The organism is Streptomyces sp. NPDC050433, from assembly GCF_044458565.1.
In the GTDB taxonomy this organism is placed as follows: Bacteria; Actinomycetota; Actinomycetes; order Streptomycetales; family Streptomycetaceae; genus Streptomyces.
In genome coordinates, this window is sequence record NZ_JBITIB010000019.1 from 25,443 (window position 1) to 37,444 (window position 12,002).

Genomic DNA, 12,002 nt, shown 5'->3' on the forward strand with positions numbered 1-12,002 from the left:
TATCGTCGGCAAACCCTGGGAGGCCCTGGAAGTTGGTCAGCGTTTGCGAGCGACGGTCAGGCCGTCCGCGATCGGCAGGAGCACGGACTCGACCCGGTCGTCGGCGCGGACGTGTGCGTTGAACTCGCGGATCGCCAGGCCGTTCCCCTCTGCGTCGGCGCTGGCCGCCTCGCCGCCGTACAGCACGTTGTCGGCGAGGAGGAGCCCGCCCGGACGGACGCGCGGTACGAGTTCGTCCCAGTAGGCGCGGTAGCCCGGTTTGTCCGCGTCCAGGAAGACGAGGTCGACGAGCGGCTCCGCCGGCAGGGCCCGGAGGGTGTCGAGGGCCGGGGCGATCCGGAGGTCGATACGGTCCCGCAGGCCGGCCTCCTCCCATGCCTCCTGGGCGATGGCGGTCCAGTCCGTGGAGATGTCGCAGGTCAGGACGGTGCCGCCGGGGGGCAGCCCTTCGGCCAGGGCAAGGGTCGAGTAACCGGTGAAGGTGCCCACCTCGACGATGCGGCGGGCGCCGGTGAGCCGGGCCAGCAGGGTGAGCAGGACGCCCTGTTCGTGCGGGATCTGCATCTCGGCGGGCCCGCCGAGAGCCCGAGTGTCGGCGATCAGGCGTTCTTGGACGGGGGTGAGGGGTTCCGCCTGGGCCACGATGTAGTCGTACACGGCGGGGGTGAGGGGGACCGACTTGATCTGGTCCGCAGGGCTGCTCATGTCGTGAGTTCCTTCGAGGGGAGCGGAGTTGGGGTCTGCTGTGCCTGCTGTGCTTGCTGTGCCGCGATGTGCTCGACGGGGGCCGTGAGGAGGGACAGCGCGTCGTGCGTGAAACGTTCGGGACATCCGTCCGGGTTCGGGCCGAGACCGTGCACCATGATGTCGCTCACGCACTGGACGAGTCGGCGGACCAGTTGCGCCTCGTAGCCGAGACGGCACACCGTTCGCCGGTGCACGCGGAAGTACGCGTCGTACAGGTCGTGTTCCGCGGTGGTGGTGATGTCGGCGGGGTGCCGACCGGCCTGCTGGAGCAGGGAAGCGCCGCTGGGAACGAGTTTCCCGGCCACCGCCATGTGTGCTCGCTGATTGTCCCGGACGGCACGGGTCAGCGGAGCGAGGAGGGCCGCGGGGTGGCGGCCCCGGACGACGCGCAGGGCGGCCGGAACCGCGGCGTAGTCACGGGCCCACGCGCCGCTGAACGCGGGGTGCGCCGCGCTTATGTGAGGGCGCACGACGGCGGCGTAGAGCTCGGGCGAGCAACTGCCCGAGTAGAGAAAGAGTACGGAGTAGGCGTCGTACAGGGTCGCCGCCCAGCTGACTGCCGACTGTGCCGGGGGTTCGGGGGTCGCGGCGACGGCGTGCAGGGCGCGGGCCTGTAGCTGCCATACGACGAAGGCGGCATGGTGGCCGATGAACCACCGGTGGCGGGCCCGGTCCGCCTCGCCGGAGGGTGGGACATGCGTCGCCGGTGGCTCGCCGGTCAGGGCGTGGCGCAGGGCGGACAGTTCGACGCGCAGGAGATCCGGGCAGTCGGGGTGGGAGCAGTCGGCGGGGTCCTGGTCCGGCATGGGGAGCAGCAGCGGCGGGACCGTGACAGTCGGGGCGCAGCCGGTCGGGGCCGAGCCGGTCAGGGAGACGCTCACCATGATGTGACACAGACGAGTGCAGCAAGCGGGGCAGCGGTCATCGACGGTCGTCGCTTTCGGGAGGGGTGACGTGTCAGGCGGGTGCGCGCACGGCTGCCGCCGCGCAGGTGCCGCCCCAACTGGTCGCGGTCACCAGGGCGGCGCGGGCGGGGCCAGGGTGGGTGAGGGCGCGGGTGATCTCGGGGAGCGGGCGGCGGGTTGCGGTGAGCGGGCGCCGGCCGACGACCGGGTCCGTACAGGCTTCAAGAGCCGCCAGGGTGGCGAGAAGCCCCCCGGCGGCTTGGGTATGGCCGGTGATGCCGGTGATGTTCGTCGGCAGTACGGCACCGGGGACTGTGGCGAGAGCGCTGGCTTCGGCCTCGTCCAGAGCCGGATTCCCCCACGAAGTGCCGTAGAGATGCAGGGGTGTTCCCGGGCCGAAGCCGGAGCGGGCCGCTGCTTCGGTGAGGCATCGTGCCAGTGTTTCGCCGGACGCCTCCACGCCGCCGGGCTCGACGGGCGCCCCGGCGTTGGCGCACGTGAGCACGGTGCCGAGCGTCCGGAAGCCGCGACGGGCCGACTGCCCGGCGGACTCCAGGACCAGCGCCACGCCGGCCGGGGTGAGCACGCCTCCGTCTGCGGCGAGGTCGTACGGCCGGCCGGCCTCTTTGGTGAGCAGTCCGTGGTGGGCGAAGGCGGCACGGAGGGCGGGAGCCGCCTCGTCCGCGGCGATGACATACACGGTGTCGGCGTGGTCGTGCCGGATCAGGTCGGCGGCCTGACCCAGCGCGAGCAGACCGGAGGCGTCGCCCGCGCTGACGACCGTCGCCGGGCCTCGGGCGCCGAGTGCCATGGCCGCGTGCCCGGCGTGGACCGCGGCGACCGAATTTGGGGCGAGCAGCGGGCTGGGAGTCTGGCCCTGGGCATGCAGTTCGGCCATGGCGGTGTGCGTGGTGACCGGCCCGGAGGCGGTGGCGATGACCACTCCGACGCGTTCGCCGAAAGGCGGCTCCTCACCGAAGGCGTCCGTCCGGGCGAGGCCGGCGGCGGCGAGCACGATTCGGCCGAAGGGGTCGAGCCTGGTCCAGAGCCCCGTGGGGATGTGAGGCGCCAGCTCGTCCTCGTCGAGTTCGAGTACTGCCTCAAGTGCTGAGTCGAGTGGTGCGGGTCCGGCGGTGCGCAGGTGGGCGAGAAACGCTGAACGTCCGTACGCGTTCGGGGTGATGACTCCGGCGCCGGTGACCATCACCTCCCGCGCGGCGGGTTTCGGCGGCCTCGCCGGAGGCCGGGAGGCGGCGAATACGAGAGCGGCGTTCTGTCCGCCGAAGCCGACGGAGACACTGACGGCGTGGCGGAACTCGGTCGTGTCCTGTGTTCCACCGCGGGCCGTGTGCCCCGAGAGCTCTTCCGCCGTCACCGTGTCAGCACCGGCCGGCTGGTCGGCAGCCGGACCCAGTGCGCCGTCGAGGGTGGGGGGCACAATGCCGCGCCGGAGGGCGAGAAGCGTGACGGCCGCTTCGAGGGCACCTGAGGCGCCCAGCGTGTGGCCGGTCTGGGACTTGGTGCTGCTCAGTGGCGTACCGCTCGGGAACACGGCTGCCAGGGCGGCCAGTTCGGCGGTGTCGTTGGCCCGGGTGCCGGTCCCGTGACCGTTGATGTAGCCGACTTCGTCGGGCGTAAGTCCGGCGTCGGCGAGCGCGGCGGACACCGCCCTGCGCAGACCCTCACCTCGCGGGTGCGGCGCCGTGATGTGGTGGGCGTCGCCGGTCAGTGCGTGACCGGTCAGGTATCCGACCGGCTTCGCCCCGCGCCGCGCGGCTGCCGCCCCGTCCTCCAGGACGAGGAAGGCCACGCCCTCGCCGAGGCTGGTGCCCGCGCTGCGGTCGTAGGGGGAGCACGGGCCGCGGTCCAGGGCCCGCCAGCTGTCGAAGGCCGCGAGTACGGAGTCGTCGAGGACGTTGACTCCGCCCACAAGTGCGGCGTCGATCCTTCCCGCGCGGATCAGTTCGGCGGCGCGCGCGAGTGCGCAGGCGGAGGCGACGCACCCGTTGACGAAGACCTCTCGCGGCCCTGTCAGCCCAAGTGCCGCGGCGATCGCGTCCGCCGCGGTGTGCGGCCGTGCCAGCGCCTGGTCCCGGTGCGTGGGCAGGTGGTGCCTGAAGTCGGGGGCTCCCCAGTCGGTGGTTCCCAGCACGAGAGCGACCCGCTCGGGAACTACGCGCTCGGGAACTCCCCGCTCGGCGCACCGGCCGGCTTCCGGGAGCGGGGCGAGCCCGGCCTGCTCCCAGGCCGCGACAGCGTGTCGTACGGCCAGCCGTACGGTGTCTGCGCTGTCGTCCCGCGCCAGCAGACCGCAGGTGTGGCGCTCCGCGCGCCGTGTGAGGCCCGGGACGGCCCCGGAGATTCCCGTCCACACGGCGGCAGGGGTGTCACCCAACGCGCAGGCGAGATGCATCCCGGTCACGGCGACGCCCGCGAAGGCGGCCGGCGCGGTCATGAGGTCGCCCGGGGTGCGAGAGGCTTGCCCAGGGAGCTGCGCGGGACGCGGTCCACCAGCCGGATCTCCCGTGGCGCCGCGCCGAGATCGCGCGCGGTGGCCCGCACCGCGTCTTCGGTGAGTCCGGTACCCCCCGCGATCAGCACGTCGTACGTCTCTCCGCGCAGCGGGTCGGGAACTCGTACGCAGGCCACGTCGGCACAGTCCAGGGCGGCCCGCAGGCGGGCGGCGATCCCGTTGAGGTCGTGCCGGACTCCGTTGACCTTGACCAGGTGGGCCCGGCGGCCGAGGCGCAGGAAGCGCCGGTCGTCCAAGGGCCGGATGAGATCGTCCAGTTCGTGAAAGGCGGGGTGGCTTCCGTCGGGGAGGGCGGCCAGTCGCGGGCCGGACACCGTCAGCGGAACACCGTCAGCGGTGTTCGGAGGGTTGGACCCGGCGTCGGGGGTGGGTGAGGCGATCGTGACGTCGTCGAACAGGGTCCAGGGGCCCGACGGGTCCCAGCCGTGGCGGTGGGCGACCGCGCTGGTCTCGGTGGAGCCCAGCACCTCGACGACGGCGGTGCGCTCGCCGTCGTACAACTCCCTTGCCTCGGGGGGAAGTTCGGCGGAACTGTGCAGGAACGTGATGTGCTCGAAGGAGGCCAGCCAGCGTGGATGCCGGCGCAGGATACGGAAAGTCCACGGGATGGCGACCACGACGATCCGGGCGGCCGGCACGATCGGCGGCGGGCAGTCGAACGTGGGCCAGAACCACACCGGCAGCCCCGTCACCGCGGGCAGAAGCATCGTCGCCGAGGCGCCGTAGGCGTGCCGTACCGGTGCGAAACTGACGACGGCCTGCGGGGCGTACGGGTCTACCAGGCGGGCGAGTTGTGTGCTGTCGGCGCTCAGCCGGGCGCCGGACAGGATGCGGCTCACGGGCTCGGCGGTACTGCCGGACGTGCGGAATACGTAGCTTCGGGATTCGAGTCCCGCGCGGACAGCCGCGGCGTCGGCCGCGGGGAGGCGGTCCCACGGGAGGTGCCACGGCGCGTCGGAGGGCTCGGCCCCGGCCGGGGTCGAGCCGATGCCGGGTGAGTCCCACAGCGCGTCGAAGGGAAGCTCGGTGTACGGGACGGGAGTTGGGGTCACGAGGGGCCGTCCAGTTCGGCGAGCCGGGCCGCGACCGAGTCCAGCGTGCCGACATCCCCCGTGTCCAACGCACCTGTCTCCAGGCCGAATTCACGCTCAAGTCGAGTGGCGACCTCCAACTGCATGAGGCTGTCATAGGTGGCGCTCGGGAACTCCGTGAGCGACATGTCGGCAGGCCAGTCGTCCAGCGACCGGCCCAGTGCGCCCTCCACCACGGCGCGGACTCTGTCGGCCAACTCGACGGCGGGGGTGACGGCTTCGGTCATGAGCTGTGGACCTCGTTCTCGGCGGCGTTCTCGGTCGCGGTGACACGGCTGAACTCGTCCAGGACATCGGCGGCGCGCCGCACCTCGACATCGAGCGGTCTGTCGGGGTCCACCGGAGGGATCGCCGCGATCAGGCGGTCCACGACATCGGCGCACCGCGGAGCGGCCGGCCGGCGCCCGGACAGATGCGCGGCCTGCCGTACGGCCACGGCCAGCGAGCCGTGCAGCCAGCGCAGCCGCTCCGCCTGGGCCAGGGCGGTGAGAGCGGCCTGGGTGCCGAAGGGCACCACGTCCTGGTTGTGGCCGTTGGTCGGCAGGCTCTGCACGGACGCCGGCACGGCCTCCCGGCGCATCGCGGCCACTGTGGCGGTCGCGGCCAACTGGACGCCCTGGACTCCATGCTGACGGCCCGGCTCGACGGCCAGTATCGGCGGCAGGCCCCCGTTGCGGTGCGGATCGACCAGCAGGTCGAGCTGGCGCTCGGCCAGATTGCCCATCTGTGTCGCGGTGATCGAGAGGAGGTCTGCGGCGAAGGCCACGGGCTGGCCGAAAAAGTTGCCGCCGTGGGCGACCAGGCCGTCCTCGGCGAAGAAGAGCGGATTGTCGCTGACCCCGGCGAGGTCGTCACCGATGACCCGCGCCGCGTATCCGAGCGAGGACCTGGCCGCGCCCAGCAGTTGCGGCGTACAGCGGACGCTGTAGGGCTCCTGTAGTGGCCGGTCACCCGAGGGAACACTCCCTTCGAGCCGCTCGCGCAGCGCCGCGGCAGCGTGCTCGGCGTCGGGGTGCCCGTAGGCCCGGAGCAGTTGGGGAGCGAGGAAGGCGGGTGCGGCGCCGAGCAGTTCGGTGAGACAGGCGCTGAGGGTGAGCGCGGCCTCGTACGAGCGCCGGAGTCCCACAAGTGCCAGACCGGCCGCGGCGGCGGTCACCGACGTCCCGTTGACCAGGGCGAGCGCGTCTCGCCCGTCGAGCTCCAGCGGACGCAGACCGGCACGACGCAACGCCTCGTCCGCCGGGATGCGCTCCGCGCCGAGGTAGGCATGCCCTTGACCGCGCAGGGCCCGCGCCGCGTAGGCCAGCGGGATCAGATCTCCGCTGGCACCGACCGATCCGTACGTCGGCACAGCGGGTGCGAAAGAGGTCCGCAGGGCCGCGCAGAGCGCGTCGACCACCTCGGGCGAGACACCGGAACGGCCCTGACACAGCGACCACAGCCGGACGGCGAGCGCGCCGCGCACGACAGCGGGCGGCAGGTCCGCCCCCTGCCCGGCCACCAGATGGTTGAGCGCGTTGTCGCACTGCTCGGCGCCGTTGTCCCGGCCGGGAAACCCCACGAGCGGCCCGAACCCGGTGGTCGCCCCGTACACCTGCTGTCCGTCCCCCATGGCCAGCAGAGTGAAGTCACGGCATTCGGCGACCCGTTGGCGCACCTCGGGGCCGGGCTCGAAGTGCACGGGACGAGCGGCCCGCTCCAGCACCTCGGAAGTGAGCCGGCCCGCGAGTGGGATCGTGGGGAGGAGGTCGGAGTCCAGGAGCACGGCTCAATCCCTGCGGTTCGGGTACGGGGGCGCAGCGACCGGAGCGGTGTACGCAACAGCAGCTGCCCAGGTGCCGATTGATCAACGACAAACCACCCCAGAAGGAACGCGAGATCGTGGAGCGCCAGCCCTGAACGCTGCGCACCACAGACTCGAAGCGGCGCTGCACCTCACCATCTCGGCCCTACCCGGCCTCGTCACGCGAGGCTCACGGGAAGCACCACCCAGGCCGCGGCTGCCGCGACGGCGCCCACCGAAAGCCGGGACAGGACACCGGCACGGGCAGGACCACCTAGTCTCTGGCCGTTGGTGAACACGACTACGACACCCGCGCGGGGAAGGTCAGCCTGCGGTCGATGTCGGCGGTGACGCGGCCCTCGACCATGGTCGCGACGACGCGGTGGCGGAACGTCATGCCGTGGAACGGGGTGTTGTCCGACGCGCTGACCGACTCGGTCCGGTCCACCCGCCAGTCGGCCCGGGGGTCCACCAGGGTGAACGTCGCGGGCTCCGCCGCGCGCAACGGACGGCCCGCCACCTCCGCGAGCCCCGCGATACGGGCGGGACGTGTCGACATCACCGTCGCCACGAGGCCCCAGTCCGGTTCGCCCCCGGCGCCCAGTGCCTCCGCGACCACGGGGAGCGCGGTCTCCAGGCCCAGCATGCCGAAGGGTGCCTCGCACCAGTGGTTGTCCTTGCTCGACGCGGTGTGCGGGGCGTGGTCGGTGGCGACGGCGTCGATGGTTCCGTCGCGCAGGGCCTCGCGCAGCGCCGCCACGTCCTCGGCACCGCGCAGGGGCGGATTCACCTTGTGCAGAGGGTCGGTGTCGCGCGTCATGAGATCGGTGAGCAGCAGGTGGTGGGGGGTCACTTCGGCTGTTACCGGCCAGCCGCGCGACTTGGCCCACCTGACGATTTCGACGGTCCCCGCTGTGGAGACGTGGCAGATGTGCAGGCGTCCGCCGGTGGCCCCGGCGAGTACCACGTCACGGGCGACGATCGTCTCCTCGCCCGTCGCCGGCCAGGGCGGCAGACCGGTGGCGTGTGCCGCCGCGCCGGCGTTGACCTGGCCTCGCTCCACAAGACGCGGGCACTGCGCGTGTTGGGCGACGAGGGTTCCGGTACGGCGCGCGGCCTCCAGCGCCCGCAGCAGGAGCCTGGGGTCGTCGACACATACGCCGTCGTCGGAGAACATCACGGCGCCGGCCGCGGCCATGGCGTCGAGGGGGGCGAGGCCTCGGCCGGCGAGCCCACTGGTGACGGCCCCCACCGGGTGCACCCGGCAGGACGCGGTTCGCGCCGCCCGCTCGATGATGTGCCGTACCCGCTCGGGGGTGTCCGTCACCGGAACGCAGTTGGCCATGGCGAGTACGTCGGAGTACCCGCCGTGCGCTGCCGCCCTGGTGCCGCTCACGATGGTCTCCGAGGCGGTGTCACCGGGCTCGCGCAGGTGGGTATGGAGATCCACCAGGGCCGGCAGCATGATCAGCCCGTCGCAGTCGACCGTCGTTGCCTCGGAGGGTCCGGTCCCGTTCCCGGGTGCCGTTACGGCGGCGATACGGCTGCCGCGTACCGTCACGTCCCGCGGCGCGCCCCCCAGCGGCCGGACGCCTCGCAGGATCGTCGTCCCCGCCGGGCCGTTCACCGGTCCGCGTCCAGGCGTGAGAGGCGGAAGACCGGTCCGTCCGCGCAGATCAGCGGGGACTCCTCGGGACCGCTTCTGGTCCCGGTGGCGCAGCCGTGGCAGTACCCGAGGCCGCAGGCCATGTGGGCTTCCAGCGATACCTGGACGTCCGCCGCCCAGCGTCGGCCGAGCTCCTCGCAGAGCCGGGCCAGCCGCTCCGAACCGCACGTCATGATCTGCTGTGGAGGGGCCTGATCGAGGTCCTCCGTCAGCATGTCCCGGAGCCGGGTCACATCGCTGCCGCCGGTGTCGTCGGTGACCTCGTGCAGTCGTGTCACACCGGCCGCCCGGTAGACGTCTGCGCCTACGACCCTGTCCGCGCTTCTGCCGCTGGCCACGGCGACGATCTCGACGTCGGTCCCGGCGCACTCCTGGGCGACCGTGGTCAGCGAACAGGTACCGATGCCGCGTCCGACCAGAAGGACGCGCCGCGTTCGCCGGGTGATCCGGAACCCCTGGCCCAGCGGTCCCACGACCAGCATTCGCTCGCCCGGTCGGAAGGATGCCAGCCGACGGGTGCCGTCACCGACCACTCCGAGGAGGATGTCGATGGTGCCGGCCCCCGGGTTCCGGCCGTACACGGCCATGGGGCGGGGCAGGACGGGGCCGTTGTCCCCGTCCCGGGCCGCGGTCAGCATCACGAACTGTCCTGCCTGGCACGTCCGGGCGATGCTCGGTGCTTCCAGGCGCAGGAAGTGGTAGCCCGGGCCCTGCGGGGTGGAGGCGAGGACCCGGGCACGGTGCCAGGTCGGGGCGGGCAGGTCGGTCCCGGACCCGGGCCTGGACTCGAACCCGGGCCTGGACTCGCGCAGCGGTGTCACTCTGTCCCGGACCGGTATGCCGACCTCCGTGTCGAGGCTGTTCATGCTGCTTCCGTATCGAGGGTGTTCATGCCGCTGGGGCCTCCTGTGCGGACAGCCGGGCGTCGAGTCGCAGAAGACCCGATGCCAGGATGTCGGTGCCGACGGCGAGTTCGGCCGGCCGGGTCAGCTCCTCGGGACTGTGGCTGACCCCGCCGTTGTGACTGGGGACGAAGATCACGCCGGTGGGCACCACATGGTTGATCATCTGTGCGTCGTGGCTGGCCCCGCTGGGCATGACCCGGTGCGCGATCCCGACCTCCGTCGCGGCCTCGGCGACGGTGTCCCGGAGCCATCTGGGGAGGATGACGGGGGAGGCGTCGGCCAGCAGCCGGGACTGGCACCCGATCCCGCGCCGGGAGCAGATGTTCTGCGCACTGTCGACGATCTCCGCCGCGGTCAGCCGCTGCCGGTCGTTGTCGACGTCTCGGACGTCGACATACACCTCGGCGCGCCCGGCGATCGTGGTGAGGGACCCGGGCGAGACGTGCATGCGTCCGACGGTCGCACGGGTGCCGTGATGGCGGCTGTCGTTGGCGAGGGTCTCGATCATCAGGATGACCTCCGCCGCCGCGGCGATCGCGTCGGCCCTCATCCGCATCGGGGTTCCCCCGGTGTGCGAGGCCCGTCCGGTGAGATCGAGGCGCAGCCGCGTACTGCCCGAGATCAGGTCGACGAGTCCGACGGGAACGGACTCGGACTCCAGCAGGGAGCCCTGTTCGATGTGCAGTTCCAGGAAGGCGGCCCAGTCCTCGCCGCGCCAGCGGGCCGCCTCGGTGTCGTCCGGGTCGAGGCCCACGGCTGTCATGGCCTGTGCCAGCGATACGCCCTCGGCGTCCTGCTTGGTCCTCAGGTCGGCGGGGCCGGTCAGTCCGGCGGCGATCCGGCTGCCCGTGCACGCCTGTCCGAAGCGGGCTCCCTCCTCGGCGGCGAAGGCCACGAAGCGGACCGGCCGGGTGAGCCGGATCCCGCCCGAGACGAACAGCCGTGCCACCTCCATCGCCGCGGCCACGCCGGCTATGCCGTCGTACGCGCCGGCGCCCGGCACGCTGTCGAGATGGGAGCCGGTGCCCAGGCCCGGCAGTCCGGGGGTCGTGCCGGGCAGTTCGGCGATTGTGTTGCCGGCCGTGTCCGTACGTACGTCGAGGCCGAGCGCACGCATGTGCGCCGCGTACACGTCATGGGCCTGGCGCTCCAGCGGGGTGTAGGCCAGCCGGGTGACGCCGGGGCCCTGGCCGGGCTCCGACATTCCGGCGAAGGTGTCCAGGTGCGTTCGGAGCCGGTCGGCGTCGGCGCGACGGGGAGCGGCGAGGGTCGGTGCGGTCATCGGAGTCCGGCCGATGAGGCTTCCGCCTCGGAGAGCAGCGACACCACGGTTACGGAACCCGCGGCATCGAGCGCCGGCGTGTGCAGGACAGCGGCCACCCCGGTCACTTCGGCGGCGGCGCCGCGCAGCAGGCCGAGCATCGCCTGTAGCCGGCGCGGCTCCCAGGCGGTCGCGAGCAGCACGACCCGGTCGCCGGGGGTGATCGCCGGGGTGACGGAGGTGATTCCGGACTCGTCGGTGACCCGTAGGACGGTCGCGCCCGTCGCCAGGGCCACGATGTGGGCGAGCACGGCTTCGTCGCTGCTCTCCCACACCGAGATGCGATCCGGCGTCAGGTCGCGCACGGCGTCGGCGACGGCCCGGCCGACGAGGTCGGCCGCGGCCGGGGAAACCTGCGTGTTCAGGGTGGTGCCGTAGGCGTCCGTGGCCGCGCCGAGCTCACGGATGCCGGAGAGGATCGCGGAGGTGCTTTCGGTCATCGGGGATCCACCTCTTTCTTGTCGGTCGCGGACCCGAGCGGGGCCCGTGACGGGGTGGTGGAGAAGAGCGCGTGGAACCGTACTCCGTACTGTTCCAGGAGCGTGTCCGCCACGCTGCGGTCGCCGCTGTCGAGCACGCTGAGGACGCAGGAGACCCGCATCCCGGCCTTCGTGGCGGCGAGTACCGGTGGTGCCGCGTCCTGCGCCGTGCCCACCAACGGCACGACGACGACGGTGTGTTCGCCCGCGTGCGCCTCGCCGGTCAGCCGGGCGTCGTCCCCGGTACCGGTCACCGTCGCGAACGGCAGCCCCGTGTGCAGGGCCAGGGCGGTGGTGGCGGCGATGCCGTCGGGGGCGGCGCACACCAACCGGTCGGTCCCGGGTGGGAGCGCTTCGGACAGCAGCGCCGCGGTGCGGCGCAGGATGGACGGCCGACTCTGGACGGCTTCGACGTCGACCCGGCCGTCGCCGCCGGGGGCCACCGCGAGTATGTCGGCGTACAGTTCGGCGCTTCGTTGCCGGGCGCTCTGGAAGGCGCTGGGGGCGTCAGGTGCCGTACGCAGGACCTGGGCGAGGTTCATGGGGGCTCCGTGGATGGGACGGTCTGTGGA

The 12,002-nt window shown here is 72.4% G+C and carries 11 protein-coding genes; all 11 read right to left on the reverse strand.

Translation table 11 applies throughout. The annotated features are described in order from the left end of the window. Nucleotides 1-36: 36 nt before the first annotated feature. The gene (locus tag ACIBLA_RS23045; protein WP_399199685.1) at nucleotides 37-705 is read right to left on the reverse strand and encodes an O-methyltransferase; all 669 of its coding nucleotides are present in this window, start codon (nucleotides 703-705) and stop codon (nucleotides 37-39) included. Next, a complete protein-coding gene (locus ACIBLA_RS23050; protein WP_399199686.1) occupies nucleotides 702-1,631 on the reverse strand; it encodes a hypothetical protein in 930 nt (309 codons plus the stop codon). Before ACIBLA_RS23050 ends, ACIBLA_RS23045 begins: the two co-directional genes overlap by 4 nt. Before the next feature lie 73 nt (nucleotides 1,632-1,704). Beyond that, nucleotides 1,705-4,107, reverse strand: a complete 2,403-nt coding sequence (locus tag ACIBLA_RS23055; RefSeq protein WP_399199687.1) for a beta-ketoacyl synthase N-terminal-like domain-containing protein — start codon at nucleotides 4,105-4,107, stop codon at nucleotides 1,705-1,707. Next, entirely contained in the window at nucleotides 4,104-5,237 is a 1,134-nt protein-coding gene (locus tag ACIBLA_RS23060; protein WP_399199688.1) for an AMP-binding protein, read from the reverse strand. Before ACIBLA_RS23060 ends, ACIBLA_RS23055 begins: the two co-directional genes overlap by 4 nt. After that, nucleotides 5,234-5,503, reverse strand: coding sequence for an acyl carrier protein (locus tag ACIBLA_RS23065; RefSeq protein WP_399199689.1), 270 nt, complete (start codon nucleotides 5,501-5,503; stop codon nucleotides 5,234-5,236). Before ACIBLA_RS23065 ends, ACIBLA_RS23060 begins: the two co-directional genes overlap by 4 nt. After that, nucleotides 5,500-7,041, reverse strand: a complete 1,542-nt coding sequence (hutH, locus tag ACIBLA_RS23070) for a histidine ammonia-lyase (RefSeq protein WP_399199691.1) — start codon at nucleotides 7,039-7,041, stop codon at nucleotides 5,500-5,502. The genes ACIBLA_RS23065 and hutH overlap by 4 nt, the downstream gene beginning before the upstream one ends. Nucleotides 7,042-7,360: 319 nt before the next feature. Next, nucleotides 7,361-8,686, reverse strand: a complete 1,326-nt coding sequence (locus ACIBLA_RS23075) for a dihydroorotase (RefSeq protein WP_399199692.1) — start codon at nucleotides 8,684-8,686, stop codon at nucleotides 7,361-7,363. Further along, nucleotides 8,683-9,591 carry a dihydroorotate oxidase electron transfer subunit gene (locus ACIBLA_RS23080; protein WP_399199694.1) on the reverse strand — a complete coding sequence of 303 codons (909 nt, stop codon included), beginning with the start codon at nucleotides 9,589-9,591 and terminating at the stop codon, nucleotides 8,683-8,685. Before ACIBLA_RS23080 ends, ACIBLA_RS23075 begins: the two co-directional genes overlap by 4 nt. Nucleotides 9,592-9,613: 22 nt before the next feature. Next, the gene (locus ACIBLA_RS23085) at nucleotides 9,614-10,912 is read right to left on the reverse strand and encodes a Zn-dependent hydrolase (protein WP_399199695.1); all 1,299 of its coding nucleotides are present in this window, start codon (nucleotides 10,910-10,912) and stop codon (nucleotides 9,614-9,616) included. After that, a complete protein-coding gene (locus ACIBLA_RS23090; RefSeq protein ID WP_363240436.1) occupies nucleotides 10,909-11,391 on the reverse strand; it encodes a hypothetical protein in 483 nt (160 codons plus the stop codon). Before ACIBLA_RS23090 ends, ACIBLA_RS23085 begins: the two co-directional genes overlap by 4 nt. After that, entirely contained in the window at nucleotides 11,388-11,972 is a 585-nt protein-coding gene (locus tag ACIBLA_RS23095; protein WP_363240437.1) for a hypothetical protein, read from the reverse strand. The genes ACIBLA_RS23090 and ACIBLA_RS23095 overlap by 4 nt, the downstream gene beginning before the upstream one ends. Nucleotides 11,973-12,002: the final 30 nt, after the last annotated feature.